Source organism: Streptomyces sp. NBC_01012 (assembly GCF_045162755.1).
Taxonomy (GTDB): Bacteria; Actinomycetota; Actinomycetes; order Streptomycetales; family Streptomycetaceae; genus Streptomyces.
On sequence record NZ_CP108688.1, the window covers coordinates 1,841,202 to 1,860,340 of the forward strand.

Consider the following 19,139-nt stretch of genomic DNA (forward strand, 5'->3'; position numbering starts at 1 on the left):
CATGGGTTTCCTGGACAACCTGAAGACCAAGCTGGCCCCGGCCAAGGACAAGGTCGGCGACCTCGCGCAGCAGCACGGGGGCAAGATCGAGCAGGGCCTCGACAAGGCTGCCCGCACGGTCGACGAGAAGACCAAGGGCAAGTACAGCGAGAAGATCGAGTCCGGCACGCAGAAGGCCAAGGAGGCGGTCGACCGCCTGGGCCAGAAGGACGAGGGCGGCACTCCGCCGCCGCCGGCGTCCTGACCCGGTCCCGGCGCGATCGAGGGCCGTGGAGCGAAGTGGCTCCGCGGCCCTCAGCCGTGCCGGTGAAGGGCGTGGACGCGCCGGTGAAGGGCGCCGACGGCCGACCGCCGGGTCATGACCAGGCGGCGACGAGGTACCCCACGCCGTACGGGGCATCCTCGTACAGCAGTCGGCCGCCGAGACCCGCACCCTCGGCCGCGCCCGCGAGCACCTGCCAGGGCGCCCGTCCTGCCGCCTTCAGCTCGTACGCGAGCGACTCGTCCAGGGCGCTCAGCGCCGCCACATCCGCGCTGCCCAGCGCCCGGGCGGCCGCCGCGTCGAAGTCCGCCGCCCGCTCGTCCAGATAGCCGGGCGACTTGACCGTACGACAGGCACTGCCGTCGCCCATCACCAGCAGGGCCACCCGCTCCGCCCGGGCCGCCAGGTCCGCTCCTGCCCGCAGGCACCGGTCGGCGGCGAGCGGCTCCCCCACGCCCAGCCCCTCCGCCCCGGCACCGTCCCACCCGCGGCGCTCCAGCAGCCAGGCGCCGACGGCGAGGGACGCGGGGAGCGGGCGTGCGGGTGCGGGAGAGCCGGTGGGTGCCTGCCCCAGCCGCACGGTCAGGTCGACACCGAAGCCGCCGAAGGAGCCTGTCGACCCCGACGGGAACAGCCCGCGGTCGTCCGGTCCCGCGGGGCCGGCCACGATCAGCAGATCCGGCTGCGCGGCGGCGAGCACGCCCACCGCGTCGAGGCACGCGCTGCGTGCGGCGTCGAGCTCGGGCGCGGCTCCCGCAGCCACCTCGGGGACCAGGACCGGCGGGCAGGGGCAGACGGCTGCGGCGACAAGCATGCCGGTCAGCGTAATCGGCCCGGCCGTCCTCAGTCGCAGCCGCATCCCGGGGTGGCGGCCGCGGGCAGCGGGGCGGGCGCCCCGATCCCGGGCAGCCCCAGCATGACTCCGGCGGGGCGTTCGGCGGGAGCCGCGTTGCGCTTCTCCCAGGCGTCTCCCGAACGGGTGCGCCGGACGCCCAGGGGTGTGCCCTCGGCGAGCAGGTGGTGCGGGGCGGCGTAGCTGATCTCGACCGTCACGACGTCCCCGGGGCGTACGTCCTGGGACGGCTTGGTGAAGTGGACCAGGCGGTTGTCGGGAGCACGCCCGGAGAGCCGGTGCGTGGCGCCGTCCTTGCGGCCCTCGCCCTCGGCGACCATGACGTCCAGGGTGCGGCCGACCTGCTTCTTGTTCTCGTCCCAGGAGATCTCCTCCTGGAGGGCGGACAGGCGCATGTAGCGCTCCTGGACGACCTCCTTGGGGATCTGTCCCTCCATGTCCGCGGCCGGGGTCCCGGGGCGCTTGGAGTACTGGAAGGTGAAGGCGTTCGCGAAGCGGGCCTCGCGCACGGCGTGCATGGTCTGCTCGAAGTCCTCCTCGGTCTCCCCGGGGAAGCCGACGATGATGTCGGTGGAGATGGCGGCGTCCGGCATGGCGGCGCGCACCTTCTCGATGATCCCGAGGAAGCGCTCCTGACGGTAGGAGCGGCGCATGGCCTTGAGGATCGTGTCCGATCCTGACTGCATCGGCATGTGGAGCTGCGGCATCACGTTCGGCGTCTCGGCCATCGCCGCGATCACGTCGTCGGTGAAGTCGCGGGGGTGGGGCGAGGTGAAGCGGACGCGCTCCAGGCCCTCGATCGTGCCGCAGGCCCGCAGCAGCTTGGAGAACGCCTCCCGGTCACCGATGTCGGAACCGTAGGCGTTCACGTTCTGCCCGAGCAGCGTGATCTCGCTGACCCCCTCGGCGACCAGGGCCTCGATCTCCGCCAGGATGTCGCCGGTGCGGCGGTCCTTCTCCTTGCCACGCAGGGCGGGGACGATGCAGAAGGTGCAGGTGTTGTTGCAGCCCACGGAGATCGACACCCACGCGGCGTAGGCGGACTCACGGCGGGTGGGCAGCGTCGAGGGGAACGCCTCCAGGGACTCGGCGATCTCGACCTGCGCCTCCTCCTGGACCCTGGCCCGCTCCAGCAGCACCGGCAGCTTGCCGATGTTGTGCGTGCCGAAGACGACGTCCACCCAGGGGGCACGCCGCACGATGGTGTCGCGGTCCTTCTGTGCCAGACAGCCGCCGACGGCGATCTGCATCCCGGGACGCTTCGTCTTCATGGGGGCGAGGCGGCCGAGGTTGCCGTAGAGCTTGTTGTCGGCGTTCTCACGCACGGCGCAGGTGTTGAACACGACGACATCGGCATCACCGTCGGAGCCCTCGGGGGCGCGTACGTATCCGGCGCCCTCCAGCAGCCCCGACAAGCGTTCGGAGTCGTGGACGTTCATCTGGCACCCGTAGGTGCGCACCTCGTAGCTCTTCTGGACGTCCACTGCTTCGCTCCGGTTGCCGCTGGTCATGGGACAAGGGTAGGCGGTGACGCCGGTCCCCCCGCCGCCGGTTCTCCCGCCGGCGGAGCCGGTGCCCACGTTCCGGCCTGGCCAGGGCGGTGTGCGGGCTGGCAGGATCGCGCCATGCAGCACGTACTGTCCCGGTTCGGCCGGCGACGCACCCTTCAGGGGGGCGCCGCCCTCCTGGTCGTGCTCGGACTGCTGCTGTGGTGGGTGCTCCCGATCGGGAAGGCGGAGCCGAGCGGTTCGCTCACGTTCTCCACCGGCGTACGCAGCGGGGTCTACCAGCGCTACGGCCAGCGGCTGGAGGGCGCGCTGGACAAGGACATGCCCAAGGTGTCGATACACCTGCAGACGAGCGAGGGCTCGCAGCAGAACATCGAACGCGTCGCCACGGGCAAGGCCGACTTCACCATCGCCACCGCCGACGCCGTCGCCACGTATCTGCAGAGCGGCAAGCCCGGCGCGGGCCGGCTGCGTGGCTGCGTCCGGCTGTACGACGACTACATCCAGCTGGTCGTGCCCAGCGACTCCACGATCCGCAGGGTCTCCGATCTGCGGGGCAAGCGGGTGGGTGTGGGGCAGCAGGGTTCGGGCGTGCTTCTCGTCGCCGACCGGCTGATGAAGGCGGCGGGCGTCGATCCGGAGGCGGACATCACTCCTGTCGGGGCCGGGATCGACACGATGCCGGAGAGGCTGGCGGACGGGCGGCTGGACGCCTTCTTCTGGTCCGGGGGGCTGCCCACGGGCGCCGTGCAGGATCTCTCGAAGAAGTTCGCGATCCGGCTGGTGCCGTTGGAGGACGCGCTGGTGACCGAGCTCCAGGCCGTCGGCGGGTCCACACGCTACTACCGCTCCGCGGTGATGCCGGCCGACGCCTACCGTCACGCACAGGGTGACGCGGTGAAGACGGTCGCCGTCTCCAATCTGCTGATCACCACGGACCGTACGGATCCGCTGACGACCGAGGCGTTCACCCGGACCGTGATCGACAGCCGGGACCGGATCGGCCGTGAGGTGCACTCCGCGCAGCTGGTGGATCTGCGGACGGCCATCTACACCGATCCGCTGCCCCTGCACGAGGGCGCCAGGCGCTACTACCGCTCGGCCAAGCCCTGACTCATGTGTGCGGAGGGTTGCGCGGCACGGTGACCGTCACCCGCAGGCCGTGCGGCGGATGCGTCTCGTAGCGGAGCGATCCCCCTCCCGCCGCGAGCAGGGCACGCGAGATGGACAGTCCGAGACCGGATCCCTTGACGTTCTGGTGCCGCCCGCTGCGCCAGAAGCGGTCGCCGATGCGCTCCAGTTCCTGTTCCGTCAGACCTGGCCCCCGGTCGGCGACGACGACCGTGACGCCCTCGCCTTCCGACCCGGCGGTGACCCGGACCTCCTGGCCTTCGGGGGTGAACTTGAGGCCGTTGTCGATGATGGCGTCCAGCGCGCTGGACAGGGCGATCGGATCGGCCCAGCCGGTCACGGCGGGCACCCCGTCCAGGACGAGCCGTACGCCCCTCTCCTCGGCCAGCGGACGCCATGAGGCGACGCGTTCCGCGGCGAGCGCGGCGATGTCGGTGAGCCGGAGATCGGCCTCCGTGTGCTCGGCCAGCGCCAGGTCGAGGAGGTCGTCGAGCACCTGGGCGAGGCGCTTGCCCTCCGTGCGGACCGAGGCGACCTCCTCGTTGCCGTCGGGCAGTTCGAGGGCGAGGAGCTCGATGCGGAGCAGCAGCGCGGCCAGCGGGTTGCGCAACTGGTGCGAGGCGTCGGCGACGAAGGCGCGCTGCTGCTCCAGCACGTCCTCGACGTTGTCGGCCATCTCGTTGAACGAGCGGGCGAGCCGTCTGAGTTCGGGCGGCCCGCCGGACGCGGCGACCCGCGACCTCATCCGGCCGCTCGCGATGTCATGGGTGGCCGCGTCCAGGACCCGTACGGGCAGCAGGACCCATCCGGTGAGACGGAACGCGGCGCCGACCGCCACCAGCAGGGCGGCCGCCTCGCCGATGGCGATGAGCAGCCAGCCGCGCACCGTCCTGGACCGCATGTCGCCGGTGGGCGAGTCGGTCACGACGACGGCGACCACGTCACCGTCGCGTACGACCGGGGACGCGACGACGATCCGGTCGTCCTGCCAGGGCCAGACCTGGGAGGGGTCGTGGGAGCGGCGGCCGAGCAGGGCCTCCTCGAAGGCCGCTCTGCCCTCCCCGTCGGCGGGCAGGGACCAGGAGCCGGGCGCCTTCGCGAGCGCCGTGTCGTCGCGGTAGAAGACTCCGGCGCGGATCCCGTACACCGAGTGGTAGGCCTCGAGTTCGGTCTGGAGTATCCGCTGCCGTTCGTCGGTGCCGACGAGGGGTTCGTCGACGAACTGGGCCAGCGCGCCGAAGCGCGCCGTGTCGTCGATCCGGTCGATGACGACCCGCTGCTGTTCGGCGGCGGCCACCCGGACGGCCAACGGGAAGCCCAGGGCGAGGAGCACGGCTGCCATCAGGATGATGAGCAGGGGGAGCAGACGGGTGCGCACGGGGGCGTACGTCCTCAGGCCGGCGGCGGGACGAGCCGGTAGCCGACTCCTCGCACGGTCTCGACCAGAGCGGGCAGCCGCAGCTTGGAGCGCAGCGAGGCGACGTGCACCTCCAGGGTGCGTCCTGTCCCCTCCCAGCTGGTCCGCCACACCTCGCTGATGATCTGCTCCCGGCGGAAGACCACCCCGGGGCGCTGCGCGAGCAGCGCGAGAAGGTCGAACTCCTTGCGGGTGAGCTGGACCTCCTGGCCGTCGACACTGACCCTGCGGGTGGGCAGCTCGATGTGGACCGGGCCGATCCGCAGGGCGGCGAGCGGCGTCGGACCGGTGTCCTCACCGGCGTTCCTGCGCCGGGCGACGGCATGGATACGGGCGAGGAGCTCACCGGTGTCGTACGGCTTCACGACGTAGTCGTCGGCGCCGAGGTTGAGGCCGTGGATCCTGGAGCGGACATCGGCCCGCGCGGTCACCATGATCACCGGGATCGCCGAACGCTTGCGGATCTTCCCGCACACCTCGTAGCCGTCCTGGTCGGGCAGCCCGAGGTCCAGGAGGACGACCCCGAAGGGCTCCTTGTCGGCCGGCAGCAGGGCCTGCAGGGCCTCCTCGCCGCTGCGGGCGTGCACGACCTGGAAGCCGTGACGTGAGAGCACGGCGGACAGGGCAGCGGCAACGTGGTCGTCGTCCTCGACGAGCAGCAGTCTCATGCCCCCCCTTTCCGTGCCTTTCGGCGTCATCCCGTGGCCGAGCCACGTTCTTCGCGACGGCCGGGAACCGTGCGTGACGATCCACCGGTGTTCCGCCCGACGAATCTTCCCGTACCGCGGCGATTCATGTGATTCCCGTACCAGGGCATCCACGCCGATGACAGGTACGCCAGTCAAGTCCCCGCCGGTTACCACCAGGTTTCCGTTACCCACCCGGTACGCCGCCGGGTGCCCCGTGACGTCCCCTTCACGCCGTGTGTCCGGTTGCGGCCGGATCGTTATGCTCAATTTCCGCTCAGATGTAATGACGCTGGTAGCACTGCGTCACTAGGGTCCTTGCCTAACCGAGGAGGACGGAGCAAGAAGCCGATGAGCGGAGTTTCAGTGACCAAGGCCGCCGAGGATGCCGCACCTGCGGGTGGTGACCTTGTCGTACTGAGCGACGTCAACAAGCACTTCGGCGCGCTGCATGTGCTCCAGGACATCGATCTGACCATCGCCCGCGGCGAGGTCGTCGTAGTCATCGGGCCCTCCGGGTCCGGGAAGTCCACGCTGTGCCGCACGATCAACCGCTTGGAGACGATCGACTCGGGCGCGATCGCGATCGACGGCAAGCCACTGCCCCAGGAGGGCAAGGAGCTGGCGAGGCTGCGTGCCGATGTCGGCATGGTCTTCCAGTCGTTCAATCTCTTCGCGCACAAGACGGTGCTCGAGAACGTGATGCTGGGCCAGGTCAAGGTCCGCGGAACGGACAAGAAGACCGCCGAGGAGAAGGCCAGGAGCCTGCTCGACCGCGTGGGCGTCGGCGTCCAGGCGGACAAGTACCCGGCGCAGCTCTCGGGCGGCCAGCAGCAGCGCGTCGCCATCGCGCGTGCGCTGGCGATGGACCCCAAGGTGATGCTCTTCGACGAGCCCACGTCGGCGCTCGACCCGGAGATGATCAACGAGGTGCTCGAGGTCATGCAGCAGCTGGCCCGCGAGGGGATGACCATGGTCGTCGTCACCCACGAGATGGGCTTTGCCCGCTCGGCCGCCAACCGTGTGGTCTTCATGGCGGACGGGAAGATCGTCGAGGAGGCGACTCCCGATCAGTTCTTCAGCAATCCGCGCAGCGACCGGGCCAAGGACTTCCTGTCGAAGATTCTTCACCACTGACTACCGACGACCTACGACACAAGGATTGTTGACATGAAGCTCCGTAAGTCGGCCGCTGTTGCGGCCATCGCTGTGCTCGCCCTGACCGCCACCGCGTGCGGCGGCAAGGAGGGCTCCGCCGGCGACAAGCCGTCGGGCGTCAAGCCCGGTTCGTCGGAGGCGCCCGAGCTGCCGAAGTACACGGTCGCGACCGATGTCGACCTGGACTCGCCGGTCTTCAAGGAGGCGAAGAAGCGCGGCAAGCTGGTCATCGGTGCCAAGGCCGACCAGCCGTACCTCGGCTTCGAGGACCAGTCGACCAAGGAGCGCTCCGGTTTCGACATCGAGATCGCCCGTATGATCGCGGCCGACCTCGGCTTCACGGACAAGCAGATCGAGTGGAAGACCGTCGACTCCGGCATCCGTGAGACGGCCATCGCCAAGGGTCAGGTCGACTTCATGGTCGGCACCTACACGATCAACGACGAGCGCAAGAAGCAGGTCGGCTTCGCGGGCCCGTACTACAAGGCCGGCGCGGACCTGCTGGTGCGTCAGGACGACACCTCCATCACCGGCAAGGAGTCGGTGAAGGACAAGAAGGTCTGCTCGATCGTGGGTTCCACCCCGCTCCAGGAGATCAAGAAGCCCGAGTACGGCGCGAAGGTCGTCGAGCTGGCCAAGTACTCGGACTGCGTGCAGCAGCTCCTGACCAAGCAGATCGACGCGGTCACCACCGACGACGCGATCCTCAAGGGATACGCCGCCGCCAACTCCGGCAAGCTCAGGGTCGTCGGCAAGCCCTTCACCGACGAGCCCTACGGCATCGGTCTGAACAAGAGCGACAAGGTGCTCCGCGAGGCGATCGACAAGTCGCTGGAGACCCACACCGAGGACGGCACGTACAAGAAGATCTACGAGGCGACCCTCGGCCTGTCCGGCTCGGACTACATCGAGCCGCCGGCCATCGAGCGCTACTGACGCAGCCCCGTCGCTGACGTCCTGTCGCCGACACCCTGTCACTGACGCAGCCCGTCACCGACGTTCTGTCACTGACGCCGCACACGTGAGTGAAGCGTCCCGTACGTCGCCGCCCATCGGGCGCAGCGGCGTACGGGGCGCCCTTCCCCTGCCCTGATGCCGCTGACCGCCGACGCGGAGACCCCATGAACGTATTGCTCGACAACTTCCCGGAATTCCGCGACGGCTTCATAGGCACTGTGTCGATCACCGTCATCAGTTCGGTCATCGCCCTGGTCCTGGGCATCGCCATCGCCGGCTGCCGGGTGTCCCCCGTGCCGCCGCTGCGCTTCTTCGGCACCGCCTGGGTGACCCTGCTGCGCAACACCCCGCTGACGCTTCTGTTCCTGATCTTCTTCTTCGTGGTGCCGGAGATCTTCTTCCCGGGCATGAGCCCCTTCCTGCTCGGCTCGCTGGCCGTCGGCTTCTACACCTCGTCCTTCGTGTGCGAGGCGGTCCGCTCGGGCATCAACACCGTCCCACTGGGGCAGGCCGAGGCCGCACGCTCCATCGGCATGACGTTCACGCAGACCCTGCGCATCGTGATCTTCCCCCAGGCGACGAGGATCGTCATCCCGCCACTGAGCAGCATCTTCATCGCGCTCACGAAGAACTCGGCGATCGCCGGCGCCTTCAGCGTCAGCGAACTCTTCGGGTGGCAGAAGCTGATGAGCGACCGGGGCTACGCGATCGGACCGATCTTCATCTGGGTGGCACTCGGCTACCTGGTCATCACGTTTGTCATCAGCGGTCTGTTCCGGCTGCTGGAGCGCCGCATGGAGGTCGCCCGATGAGTGCCAGCGTTCTCTACGACGCCCCCGGCCCCAAGGCGGCCACCCGTAACCGGATCTACGCGGTGGTCGGAAGCCTCGCCATCATCGCCCTGATCTCGGTCGGCCTGATGCGACTGGCCGACAAGGGGCATCTCGCCCCCGAGATGTGGGACATCTTCAACTACTCGGGCATCCGGCAGAACATCGCCGACGGCGTGCTCGCCACGCTCAAGGCCTTCGGCCTGGCGGCGATCGGCTCGCTGATCTTCGGAGTCGTGCTGGCCGTCGGCCGGCTCTCCGATCACAAGCCGGTCCGCTGGGCCGCCACCACCTTCATCGAGCTCTTCCGCTCGATCCCGCTGCTGATCACCATCTACGCCATCTGGGTCGGCTTCCTCACCGACTACTCGATGTGGGCCCTGGCGCTCGGACTCTCCATCTACAACGGCAGTGTCCAGGCCGAGGTGCTGCGCGCGGGCATCAACTCCGTGCCCAAGGGCCAGAGCGAGGCGGCCTACGCCCTCGGAATGAGCAAGACCCAGGTCATGGTCAGCGTGCTGATGCCGCAGGCGGTCCGCGCCATGCTGCCGACGATCATCAGCCAGCTGGTGGTGACCCTCAAGGACACCTCGCTCGGCTTCATCATCCTGTACCCGGAGCTGCTCCAGACGGCGCGCCTGATCGCCGCCAACACCCAGGTCAACGGCCAGTACGCGTACGTCTCGACGATCGCCGTCATCGGCACGATCTATGTGGCGATGTGTCTGCTCCTGTCGGCACTCGCCACCTGGATCGAGAAGCGCGGCAGGCGGGCCAAGACGGGGATCGCGGTGGCCACGGCCGCCGAGACCCCGGGAGCCATCCCCGCCGGCGGTCTGACGGTCCCTCCCGCCGAGGACCCGGCAGTCGGACCCGACGCCGACGCCGACGAGGGGACCGGCAAGAAGGGCTGACGGACCGCTCGTCGCCTCTTCGCATCCCGCTCAGGACAGCCCGTCGGTACACCGGCGGGCTGTCCGGGGTTTCGGAGGCCGCACGGGTTGCGTGGGGCGGCAACGCGGGCCTCCCGTCCACTGTCGCTTGACGCAAGCAGCGGCAGTGGGTTGCATTCGTTCTGTGATCGCGCCCCGAACCACCGCCGCCGCACCCCCTGGTTCCCCCTCCGCATCGACAACCTCCGCAGCCACTCCCACCAGCGCCGAATGGCTCACACCGTGGACCCGGTGATCGTCGTCGGCGCCGGGCCGGTCGGGCTGGCGCTGTCGCTCGCCCTCGCGGCTCAGGGAGTGCCGTCCGTCCTGCTCGACGAAGGTCCCGGCAGGGACGAACCGCGCCCCGCCCGTACCGTCGTGCTGCGCGAGGACACCGCGGACCTCGTGGCACGGCTGGGCTGTTCGACGCTCCACGACGCGGGGCTGCGGTGGGCCGGCTGGCGGTCCGTGCGGCGTAAGCAACTGGTACGGGCCGTACCTCTGGGCGAGGAGGCGGGCACCGTCCCGCTGCCCGCACCCGTCCATCTGCCGCAGCACGCGCTGGCCGGCGGTCTGCGGGCCGCGGTCGCCGCGCAGGACCTGGTCACCATGGTGCCGTTCAGCAGGGTCGACACCCTGGAACAGGACGCGCACGGGATCACGGTGCACACCCGGGAGCCCGGATCGACCTGGTGGCGCGGGAGTTATCTGGTGGGCTGCGACGGCGCGCGCTCCACCGTACGCAAGCTCCTGGACATCAGGTTCCCGGGCCGCACGGCGGTCGAGCGGCACGCCGTAGCCGCGCTCCGTGCCCAACTCCCCTGGCCTGGAGAGGCGGTGCTCCACCGGGCTCCGCCCTGGCGCACCGGCGGTTCCGAGATCACCGCGCGACCGCTGCCCGACGACGTGTGGCGGCTGGACTGGCTCCTTCCACCGCGCGGCGAGCTCGTCACTCCCGACGCGCTGATCACCAGGATCCGCGACACCCTCGAAGGCTGGTGCGGCGAGACTCCGGCGTACGAACTGCTCGACACGGGCGTGTACACCCTGCACCACCGGCTGGCCAGGCGCTGGCGGTCCAGGCGCGCCTTCCTCGCCGGCGACGCCGCGCACCTGCTGGGCGCGCTCGGCACCCAGGGCCTGGACGAGGGGCTGCGGGACGCCGAGAACCTGGCCTGGAAGCTGGCCCAGGCCTGGCATCAGAGCGCCTCCGAGCTGCTGCTCGACAGCTACCAGGCCGAGCGCAGGGCGGCCGTCGCGGCCCGACTGCGCGCCGCCGACCAGTCACTGCCGATACTGCGGGGCGGCGGCGGTCTCCGGACGCTCGTACCGGGCTCGGCGCGGGGTCACGACACCTTGCTGGCCGACGGTCATCTGGGGTGCGGGCCACTGGGCGCGCCCCCCGCGTACGCCCACTCCCCCCTTGCACCTCGACGCGCCGAGGCTCATGCGTCGGTGGGGACGGCACCCGGGGCGCCCGTCGCCGATGTGCGGGTGACGGCGCCTGACGGGAACACCGTGCGGCTGCGCGACCGGCTGGGTCTGGGGCCGCTGCTGGTGATCCTGGTCGCACCGGGCACGGGCGTGTGGGACAGACGACACTGGCTGACCGCCGGGGTCATGCCCCGGCTCGTCGACGCGGTGGAGGCCCTCCCCGTGAACGCCGAGCTGCTGGTGACCGAGAGCTATCCGGGAGCCACCGCGCACACGGTGCTGCTGGTCAGGCCGGACGGGCATCTCGTCGCGGCCTTCAACGGTGTACGCCCCGCCGAGCTGCTCGCGGCGGCAGACACAGCGCGCGGGGGTGGCGCGGACACGGCGCACGGCGGCCAGGACCGCACCACCACGAGCTCCGACCGGACCGCGGACGTCAATTGACCGCCGCAGGCGCACATGGTGTACTCCAGATCATGACCGACACCGATGTGCGCCTGTGGCGGAGGGTCCATATGGACCTCGTCCGCTATGCGGGCTGCGTGTGTCGCCCGTCCTGCTGAATCGCCTCTCATCGCACGTCGTGCTGTTGCGCGCACGGCTGTGCTTCCACGCGAACTTCTCAGGACGGTCCCTGTGTCTGCATCATTCCCCACCCTGCCCACGCCCGTGTCCGCATCCGCTTCCGCCGTCGAGACGGACCCGGCGCTCCTGGCCACCGCCGACGTGAATGCTCCGGCCACCGCCGGTGCGGACGCCCTGGCCCAGGCCCCCGCACCGGCCCCGACCGCGGCGGAACTGCTGGCCTTCGTCCGCCGGACCGCGCAGGACGCCGCGCTCGTCGGCTCACTCCCACTCGACCCCGAGGGGCGCACCTGGCTGCGGCTCGAGGGTCCCGGCGGCAGCGAGGCGTGGCTGATCGGCTGGCCTCCCGGCACCGGCACGGGCTGGCACGACCACGCCGAGTCGACCGGGGCGTTCACCGTCGCCGCGGGCGCGCTCAAGGAACACTCGCTGGCCGCCCGGCTGCCCACCGACGGCTGGAAGACCCTCGAACTGAGCGAGGGCATCGACCGGGAACGGCAGCTGGCGACCGGCCAGGGCAGGGCCTTCGGCCGGCACCATGTCCACGAGGTGCTCAACGAGTCCGGCGATGAGCACGCCGTGTCGGTGCACGCCTACTACCCGCCCCTGCCGCAGATCCGCCGCTACAGCCGTACGGGCGCGGTGCTGCGCCTGGAGCAGACCGAGCGCCCGGAGGACTGGCAGTGAGCGAAGGGGGCCAGGACCGGCAGAAGCCGGTGGGCATCGACGAACTGCTCGACCGGGTACGCGCCGGTTACGAGCGGGTGGGGCCCGAGGAGGCGGCGGCAGCGGCCGCCGAGGGCGCGCTGCTGGTCGACATCCGTTACGCGGCGCTGCGCGAGAAGGACGGCCTGATCCCAGGGGCTCTGGTGGTCGAGCGCAACGAGCTGGAGTGGCGGCTCGATCCGCAGGGAAGCCACCGCGCCGAGGAGGCGGTGAGCCATGATCTGCGGGTCGTGGTGATCTGCAACGAGGGTTACGCCTCCAGTCTCGCGGTCTCCTCCCTGCGACAGCTGGGGCTGCACCGGGCCACGGATCTGACCGGCGGCTTCCAGGCGTGGCGCGCGGCCGGCCTCCCGGTCACCCCCTGACCGGAGCACCCGGCCCCCGCCCCGGCCCCCGTCGACTGAGATGACCGGTGACGCTGTCACCGGTCATTCGTCTGCTCGCAGCTCGCAGGACCGAATGGCGCTCCTGCCCACTCGAACGCTGCTCTCCGGTGGAGCAATCCTCGCGCACGACGGACATTCACCTCATCACCGAGGACCGGAATGTACGGAGATGTCGCGCCGATGGAAACCGCTCAGCTCACCCCGGACCAGCTCGACACACAGGCCGCCCGGCTCCATGACACCGACGCCTGGCAGCGCATCGTCACAGGCTGGGAGCAGACCGCCCAGGAGCCGGTGCCCGCACCGGCGACATCCGTCCCCGGTCACGAAACGCGGCCCGCCCCTCCGGCCGCTTGGCGGGACCTGCTGTCCGTGCCCGTCGACAGGCTCATCGAGGACTCCCTGCGGACGCTGGCCCCGCGCCCGCCACGCGAGCGCCCGCTTCCCGGGCGCCTCGGCGCCGCGCTGCCCGAGCGTCTGCATGCGTGGCGCCGCATCGGACAGCCGGATGTGCGCCCGTCCACGCATCTGGGCCACGCCCGGCAGATCCTGACCGAGTGGGGATGGCAGAACACCCCCTACCGGCTGCGCAACGCCCGTGGTGCGCGCTGCCTCTGCGGAGCGATGCTGACCGCCCACCGGCTCGGCTACGGATCGCTGGACACCGTCGACCGCGCCGGGGCCTGGCTCATCACCGAGCTGCGCTCACAGGGCTGGACCGGTCTGATCGGCCCCTGGAACCGGCACCCCGGCCGCACGGCCGCCGACGCACTGGCCCTGATCGACGCCACGATCCGCCGGGCGTCGATGGCAGGCCACTGAGCTCCTCACACTCCACCGATCAGCACGGACCGGCATCGGCAGCCTTCGGCCCCCTGCCCCATGTCCGCAGGCCATCCGGTCAGAACGGTCTCCACCTTGCACGCCGGTCGAAGGCCGCCGTACGCAACCTCGCCCGCGGATGGGCCCTCAGACCGCGCGCACACGGCTTCCGCGTCGACGTCATATCCTCGGGCGGCACAGGCACCGCTGGGCTGCTGGAGCTGGTTCCGCCCGAGATACTCAAGGAAGCCGAAGGCGCCGTCCCCCTCGGCCTGCTCGCCGAGCGCGAGGAGATAGCCGTCGTCACGACGTTCCTCGCCTCGGATGCCTAGAGCTGCGTCAACGGTGCCGAGTTCTCCGCCGACGCTGGATACGCCCAGGTGCGAGCCCGGGGCGAACACGCGTCAGCCGGTTCAGGACAGGACGGAGGCGAAGGCTCCCGCCGCCGCGGCGGCCAGGGTGACCACCGCGGCAAAGGCAGCGGCGGCTCGGGTGAGAGCGGCCGGGTAGGTGGCGCCGTCCATGCGTGCGAGCTTGGCCGCGCCACTGGCGACCAGCAGCCGCAGTCGAGGCCGTCTGCGGAGCCGGCATGGGCGCCACGATGGTGCTCGGCCCGTCCCGCGGCAGGCAATCGTCCCGGCCCACATGATGGGCCGGGTGGCCTCCGCAGTAGATCCGGCATGTGCTGCGGCACCACCCTGGCGATCCGTCAGGTGTGTCGGTTGTCCGACAGGGGAAATCACTGCTACCGCTGATCGCTGTACCGTCGGCCTCGCTCCCGGTCCAGCCCCCAGCGCCACCCTGCGCTGCATGTCAGTTCGTCACGGCTGCGCGAGGACGAGGCCTACCTGGCGGCCTCCGGGCCGACGGGCCGCGTGTCTCCCGTCTCCACGCGGAAGGGGTATGTCCCGGCTGCGGTGAACGCGTCGTGCATCGGCCTGATGAGCGAGGTGAGGCGACGGACGTCGGCGTCGCCGATCGGCGTCCACAGCGCCGCGCAGTGCTCGTCGGTCTCGACCTCGATCTGCTCGCGCGCCGTGATGCCGGCATCGGTAGCGGTGCCGTCGGCGTCGAGCCAGCCGCGAGCAACGAGGCGTGTCGTTGCCGCGGCCACCTCTTCGTCGTCCCACAGCCGGGTGGCACGCGCGATCGCTTCCGGGAAGTGACCTGTCGCGGTTTGCAGCACGTTGCAGTCACACGGCCCGATGCCGTTGGCGGCGAGCACGGTGAAATGCGCGTCGCCGCGCCACTCGCGCAGCACCGTGATCTGCTGCCACAGCGCGACGAGCGGATCGGCCGGGAGAAGGACCGAGGCGTTGGAGGCAGCCATCGCCTTCCCGGCGTAGTCGGCGCTCGCGACGACCGGGTCGATCAGCGATCGCGCCTCGGCGATCTGATCGGCGGTGAGGCTCACGCCGACGCGCTGCAACGCACGGTCGACGGCTGTGAAGCGAGCGGCCTGCCATTCCTGTGGCGACGCTGTGTCCCAGACGCCTGCCATGGCCTGCACCGACCGCGGGCTGAAGTTGTAGAAGACTGCGAGCGTGACCTGCCATGGGACTGCGCCCATAGGGGCTGACCGGAACGCGAAGTACGCCGGTGCGTACTCGGTCACGCCCAGCTTGGCGGCCTCTTCCGGTGCCTCGGGGATGAAGTAGACGAAAAGGTGGGTCGCGTTGATGGTGAGGCTGACCTCGCGGACGGCGCTCAGATCCCTGTCGGCGCGAGCGAAGGTGCTGGCGAAATGCATCGTGGTCTCCCGGCAAGTGGAATGATCAAGGTCGTTCTTGGTGCGTCCGGTACGTCAGGACGGCTCTGGCGCGGTGATCCGTGCGGAGATCGCGCCGAGTTCCTGCACTTCGATCCGGACCGTGTCTCCCGGTGCCAGGTAGGGGCGGCGGCCGGACAACTCCTGGATGCAGCCGGTGCCCACAGGGCCGCTGGCGATGATGTCACCGGCTCGCAGCGAGGTGCCGCGCGACGCGTGCGCCAGCATCTCGCCGAACGACCAGTGGATCTCGTCCCAGCTTCCGCCGCCGTAATGCTCATCGTTGACGTACCCGTCCATCCGCAACGCATAGCCCCGACCCGAGCGGTAGGGCTCCAGTTCGTCGGGGGTGACGAGGAACGGGCCAAGGCTGGTCGAGGCGTCCTTGCTCTTGGACGGGCCGTACACGAACCCCATCTCGCTCGCGGAGATGTCGCGTGCGCTCCAGTCGCAGTAGACCAGGTAGCCGGCGATGTGATGCTCCGCCGTGGCGGCGTCGAGGTTCGAGCAGTCCCCGGCGATCACCGCAGCGACCTCGACCTCGTAGTCCCACAACTGAGCGCCCGGGGCGATGGCGACAGCGTCGTGCGGTCCCTTGATCGCCGCCGGGTTGGAGAAATAGAAGAGCGGATACTCGTACCAGACCGGGCTGACCCTGTCGTCGCCGACGGCTGCCTTACCCGCGTTCCTGATGTGACGTTCGAACGCGGCGAAGTCCCGGACCGCCGGGGGAACCGGTATCGGTGCCAGCAGGTTGACGGTGGCCGGCTCGACGATCTCGGTCGGTTTCCTGGTTGCGGCGGCGTCCAGCCCGCCTTCGGCGCGCAGCAGCTCCAACAGGCCCGTGCCCACGGCGTGGATCTCGTTGTCGCGCATCACGCCGCAGCGCGTGGAGCCGTCCGCGGAGCGGTAGCTGACCCATTTCATCGGGCAAGCACCTCCCGGGTGCGGTCGTGGAGGCGTTGTGCGTCGGCGAGGGAGGATGCCTGCCGGTCCGGGATCTCCTTGACGGCGGTCTCGAAACGCCCTGCGCCGCCGAAGTCGAGCACGACCGGATCGACAGTGCGGCCGAGCAGGCCGGCCGGGCCGTGACTGAGCAGGCCGTGGCTGAGCAGGCCGTGACTGAGCGGGAAACGGCTGAGGCAGGTCGGCGCGGAGTCGGATGCCGGGCCGTCGGCGGTCTCCGTACGCCTGGGGCGCTGGAACCGGGCGCCGGGCTCGGCCTTGACCCCGTCGGTCCGGACGGCCACGGCCCGGTCCCCACGCCCGCTGCCGTCCGTGCCCCCACTGATCCCGATCGTCATCACGCGGCCACCGTCCGCGCGAACTTGACGATCTCCTCGACGAACAGCTCGGGCTGCTCCAGGGCGGCGAAGTGGCCGCCCGCGGGGATGTCGTCGTTGAAGTAGCGCAGGTCGCGATAGGCGCGCTCGGCCCAGATGCGCGGGGTACGGGTCAGTTCGTCCGGGAAGACGCTGACCCCGACGGGAAGGTCCAGCTCGCTCGGAACGAGCGGCTGCCGGGCGTACTCCCAGTACAGGCGGGCAGAGGAAGCAGCGGTGCCGGTGAACCAGTACAGGGAGATGTGGTCGAGGATCTCGTCGGGGGTGAGGGCGTCGGGCCAGGTCCAGTCGAGGAGCTTCTCGTAGATCCAGGCGGCCTGCCCGGCCGGGGAGTCGGTCAGGGCGTAGCCGATGGTCTGCGGCCGGGTGCGCTGCACCACGTGGTATCCGGAATGGACGGCGAAGAAGCGGCTGCCCTGTTCGAGTGCGGCCTTCTCCTCAGGGGCCGGGGCGTCGCCGACCGGTGGTGCGGCGAGGAACTCGGGGAAGTTGACGTGGATCGCACGCAGGCCCGCCAGGCGCTGCGCCCCCATGCGGGTCGCGACGACACCGCCCCAGTCGCCTCCCTGGGCCAGGTAGGAGTCATGGCCGAGGCGTCGCATAAGCACGCCGTACGCGCGGGCGATCCGGTCCGGGTCCCAGCCTGTCGAGGCGGGTTGGTCGGAGAAGCCGTAGCCGGGCATCGAGGGGACGACGAGGTGGAAGCCGTGCTCGGTGAGCGGAGCGACGGTCTTGAGGAACTCCAGGAACGAGCCCGGCCATCCGTGCAGCAGCAACAGGGGGGTGGCGTCGGGGCGGGGTGAGCGTACGTGCATGAAGTGGAGGCCGAGACCGTCGATGGTCGTGCGGAACTGGCCCAGCTCGTTGAGCCGCCGCTCCAGATCGCGCCAGTCGTACCCGGTGGCCCAGTACTCCAGCAGCCCCTCGAGGCGCTCTCGCTGCACCCCCTGGCTGTTGTCCGGCGCTGTCTCCCGGCCGGCAAGGCGTACCCGGTGGAGCCGGTCCTTCAGATCCTCCAGGGCACTGTCCGGAATGTCGATACGAAACGGTGTCACGCGGTCCGATGTCATGGTGACCACGGTGCGGCCGCGACGAGCGCGCAGTCCAATGATTGTTCCGGAACATGTAATACAGGATGCGTATAAGGCCAGGCTAGAGTGGGGTGATGTCCGAACGCTTCCCCGCACCCGTGGACCTCGACCTTCGGCTGGTGCAGTGCTTCACGGTGGTCGCCGAGTACCAGCACTTCGGCCGTGCCGCCGAAGCGCTGCACACCACCCAGCCGTCGCTGAGCCGGCAGATCCGCCGCCTCGAACAGCAAGTGGGCGTCCGCCTGCTCGACCGCACCACGCGCGGCACCCGGCTCAGCGAGGCCGGCGAGGTTTTCCTGCCCCGGGCCCAGGGGCTGCTGCGCACCGCGGTCGAGGCGATGGCCCGCACTCGGGCCGCGGCCCGGCCCAGCAGCGTCACCATCGGCTACACGAAGGGGCTGGTCATCACTCCGGCCGTGCGCGCCCTGCTCGACCGCAATCCCGATGCCGAGGTCCACACCCGCCTGCTCGCCTGGAACGACTCGCGCGGCGCGCTGCTGGAGCACCGCGTCGACGCGGTGGTGACGCGCCTGCCGTTCCCCACCGACCAGCTGCGCGTCACCGTCCTCTACGACGAACCGCGCGTACTGGTCGTGCCCCGGGACCACCGTCTGGCCGGCGAGGAGTCGGTCACCCTCGGCGACATCACCGACGAGCCGATCCCCCACGTACGCCAGTCCGACCCGTCGCTGAACGCCTACTGGCGGCTCGATCCCCGGCCCGACGGGCGGCCCGCGCCCGACGGCCCCCTGGTCGAAGCCCTTGAGGACAAACACGAACTCATCGCCGCCGGGCAGGCCGTGGCCATCGGGCCGCCCCTGGACCACGCGACCGGCCTGCATCCCAGCCTCACCACCGTCCCGTTGCGCGGAGTCGAACCGAGCCAGGTCGTACTCGCCACGCGTTCCGGCGACCGCGGCCGTCTGGTCACCGCTTTCCGTAAGCATGCCGAAGCTCTGCTCACCGGAACCCACCGTGCGGGACCGACCCGCACGACATGATCAACGGGGGCTCCGCCCACACACAAGCGATCACGGCCCTTGCCCGGTTTACCGCCCCAGCGTCCCAGCGTCCCGACGAGCTCGGGGACTCCTCCGGCGACGTCCCGCGCACCGCTGAACCGGACGACGCCGAGCGCGCCGCGCCCGATCAGGCATGGACAGTACGGCGCGGTCAGGCCGCACCTCGCGCATTCGGTACCACGTCCGGTGTGCACCGCACTCACCACAACCGGAATCAGACATGGGCGT

General features: G+C 70.2%; 20 protein-coding genes and 1 pseudogene. 13 read left to right on the forward strand and 8 right to left on the reverse strand.

Annotated features, from left to right (window positions below):
- The first annotated feature begins 1 nt into the window (after position 1).
- Positions 2 to 244, forward strand: a complete 243-nt coding sequence (locus OG623_RS07955) for an antitoxin (protein ID WP_406145499.1) — start codon at positions 2 to 4, stop codon at positions 242 to 244.
- A gap of 112 nt (positions 245 to 356) precedes the next feature.
- Here OG623_RS07955 and OG623_RS07960 read toward each other — a convergent pair whose 3' ends face one another.
- Both OG623_RS07960 and miaB read right to left on the reverse strand, forming a co-directional pair.
- On the reverse strand, positions 357 to 1,076 hold the full coding sequence (locus OG623_RS07960; RefSeq protein WP_406145501.1) for a class III extradiol dioxygenase subunit B-like domain-containing protein: 720 nt from the start codon (positions 1,074 to 1,076) through the stop codon (positions 357 to 359).
- A gap of 29 nt (positions 1,077 to 1,105) precedes the next feature.
- Positions 1,106 to 2,626 carry a tRNA (N6-isopentenyl adenosine(37)-C2)-methylthiotransferase MiaB gene (miaB, locus tag OG623_RS07965; protein ID WP_406145502.1) on the reverse strand — a complete coding sequence of 507 codons (1,521 nt, stop codon included), beginning with the start codon at positions 2,624 to 2,626 and terminating at the stop codon, positions 1,106 to 1,108.
- Between the two features lie 114 nt (positions 2,627 to 2,740).
- Here miaB and OG623_RS07970 point away from each other — a divergent pair, with 114 nt between their 5' ends.
- The gene (locus tag OG623_RS07970; protein WP_406145504.1) at positions 2,741 to 3,736 is read left to right on the forward strand and encodes a TAXI family TRAP transporter solute-binding subunit; all 996 of its coding nucleotides are present in this window, start codon (positions 2,741 to 2,743) and stop codon (positions 3,734 to 3,736) included.
- 1 nt (position 3,737) lies between these two features.
- On the opposite strand, the gene OG623_RS07975 is transcribed toward OG623_RS07970, so the two are convergent.
- Both OG623_RS07975 and OG623_RS07980 read right to left on the reverse strand, forming a co-directional pair.
- The gene (locus tag OG623_RS07975) at positions 3,738 to 5,132 is read right to left on the reverse strand and encodes an ATP-binding protein (RefSeq protein WP_406145506.1); all 1,395 of its coding nucleotides are present in this window, start codon (positions 5,130 to 5,132) and stop codon (positions 3,738 to 3,740) included.
- 14 nt (positions 5,133 to 5,146) lie between these two features.
- Positions 5,147 to 5,839: a response regulator transcription factor gene (locus OG623_RS07980; protein ID WP_362888698.1), complete on the reverse strand. Its 693-nt coding sequence runs from the start codon at positions 5,837 to 5,839 to the stop codon at positions 5,147 to 5,149.
- A 369-nt stretch (positions 5,840 to 6,208) separates the two neighbouring features.
- Here OG623_RS07980 and OG623_RS07985 point away from each other — a divergent pair, with 369 nt between their 5' ends.
- The 10 genes and pseudogenes from OG623_RS07985 to OG623_RS08030 form a co-directional block, all read left to right on the forward strand.
- Positions 6,209 to 6,994 carry an amino acid ABC transporter ATP-binding protein gene (locus OG623_RS07985; RefSeq protein ID WP_406145508.1) on the forward strand — a complete coding sequence of 262 codons (786 nt, stop codon included), beginning with the start codon at positions 6,209 to 6,211 and terminating at the stop codon, positions 6,992 to 6,994.
- Between the two features lie 33 nt (positions 6,995 to 7,027).
- Positions 7,028 to 7,951: a glutamate ABC transporter substrate-binding protein gene (locus tag OG623_RS07990; protein WP_406145509.1), complete on the forward strand. Its 924-nt coding sequence runs from the start codon at positions 7,028 to 7,030 to the stop codon at positions 7,949 to 7,951.
- Between the two features lie 185 nt (positions 7,952 to 8,136).
- A complete protein-coding gene (locus OG623_RS07995; protein ID WP_406145510.1) occupies positions 8,137 to 8,784 on the forward strand; it encodes an amino acid ABC transporter permease in 648 nt (215 codons plus the stop codon).
- Positions 8,781 to 9,716, forward strand: a complete 936-nt coding sequence (locus tag OG623_RS08000) for an amino acid ABC transporter permease (RefSeq protein WP_406145512.1) — start codon at positions 8,781 to 8,783, stop codon at positions 9,714 to 9,716. The genes OG623_RS07995 and OG623_RS08000 overlap by 4 nt, the downstream gene beginning before the upstream one ends.
- Positions 9,717 to 9,977: 261 nt before the next feature.
- Positions 9,978 to 11,612 carry an FAD-dependent monooxygenase gene (locus tag OG623_RS08005; RefSeq protein ID WP_406151731.1) on the forward strand — a complete coding sequence of 545 codons (1,635 nt, stop codon included), beginning with the start codon at positions 9,978 to 9,980 and terminating at the stop codon, positions 11,610 to 11,612.
- 32 nt (positions 11,613 to 11,644) lie between these two features.
- A complete protein-coding gene (locus OG623_RS08010; RefSeq protein WP_311605579.1) occupies positions 11,645 to 11,731 on the forward strand; it encodes a putative leader peptide in 87 nt (28 codons plus the stop codon).
- A gap of 196 nt (positions 11,732 to 11,927) precedes the next feature.
- Positions 11,928 to 12,440 carry a cysteine dioxygenase gene (locus OG623_RS08015; RefSeq protein WP_406151732.1) on the forward strand — a complete coding sequence of 171 codons (513 nt, stop codon included), beginning with the start codon at positions 11,928 to 11,930 and terminating at the stop codon, positions 12,438 to 12,440.
- Positions 12,437 to 12,844, forward strand: a complete 408-nt coding sequence (locus OG623_RS08020; protein ID WP_406145513.1) for a rhodanese-like domain-containing protein — start codon at positions 12,437 to 12,439, stop codon at positions 12,842 to 12,844. Before OG623_RS08015 ends, OG623_RS08020 begins: the two co-directional genes overlap by 4 nt.
- 201 nt (positions 12,845 to 13,045) lie before the next feature.
- Positions 13,046 to 13,687, forward strand: a complete 642-nt coding sequence (locus OG623_RS08025; RefSeq protein WP_406145514.1) for a hypothetical protein — start codon at positions 13,046 to 13,048, stop codon at positions 13,685 to 13,687.
- A gap of 104 nt (positions 13,688 to 13,791) precedes the next feature.
- A pseudogene (locus tag OG623_RS08030) lies at positions 13,792 to 14,019 on the forward strand (SDR family oxidoreductase); the annotation flags it as partial.
- 512 nt (positions 14,020 to 14,531) lie between these two features.
- Here OG623_RS08030 and OG623_RS08035 read toward each other — a convergent pair.
- The 4 genes from OG623_RS08035 to OG623_RS08050 are packed head-to-tail and all read right to left on the reverse strand — an operon-like array spanning position 14,532 to position 17,877.
- The gene (locus tag OG623_RS08035; RefSeq protein WP_406145515.1) at positions 14,532 to 15,437 is read right to left on the reverse strand and encodes an SCO6745 family protein; all 906 of its coding nucleotides are present in this window, start codon (positions 15,435 to 15,437) and stop codon (positions 14,532 to 14,534) included.
- A gap of 54 nt (positions 15,438 to 15,491) precedes the next feature.
- Entirely contained in the window at positions 15,492 to 16,382 is an 891-nt protein-coding gene (locus OG623_RS08040) for a fumarylacetoacetate hydrolase family protein (RefSeq protein ID WP_406145517.1), read from the reverse strand.
- Positions 16,379 to 16,762, reverse strand: a complete 384-nt coding sequence (locus tag OG623_RS08045; RefSeq protein WP_406145518.1) for a hypothetical protein — start codon at positions 16,760 to 16,762, stop codon at positions 16,379 to 16,381. The genes OG623_RS08040 and OG623_RS08045 overlap by 4 nt, the downstream gene beginning before the upstream one ends.
- On the reverse strand, positions 16,759 to 17,877 hold the full coding sequence (locus tag OG623_RS08050; protein ID WP_406145520.1) for an epoxide hydrolase family protein: 1,119 nt from the start codon (positions 17,875 to 17,877) through the stop codon (positions 16,759 to 16,761). The genes OG623_RS08045 and OG623_RS08050 overlap by 4 nt, the downstream gene beginning before the upstream one ends.
- 86 nt (positions 17,878 to 17,963) lie before the next feature.
- Here OG623_RS08050 and OG623_RS08055 point away from each other — a divergent pair, with 86 nt between their 5' ends.
- On the forward strand, positions 17,964 to 18,890 hold the full coding sequence (locus OG623_RS08055) for a LysR family transcriptional regulator (RefSeq protein ID WP_406145521.1): 927 nt from the start codon (positions 17,964 to 17,966) through the stop codon (positions 18,888 to 18,890).
- The last annotated feature ends 249 nt before the right edge of the window (positions 18,891 to 19,139 follow it).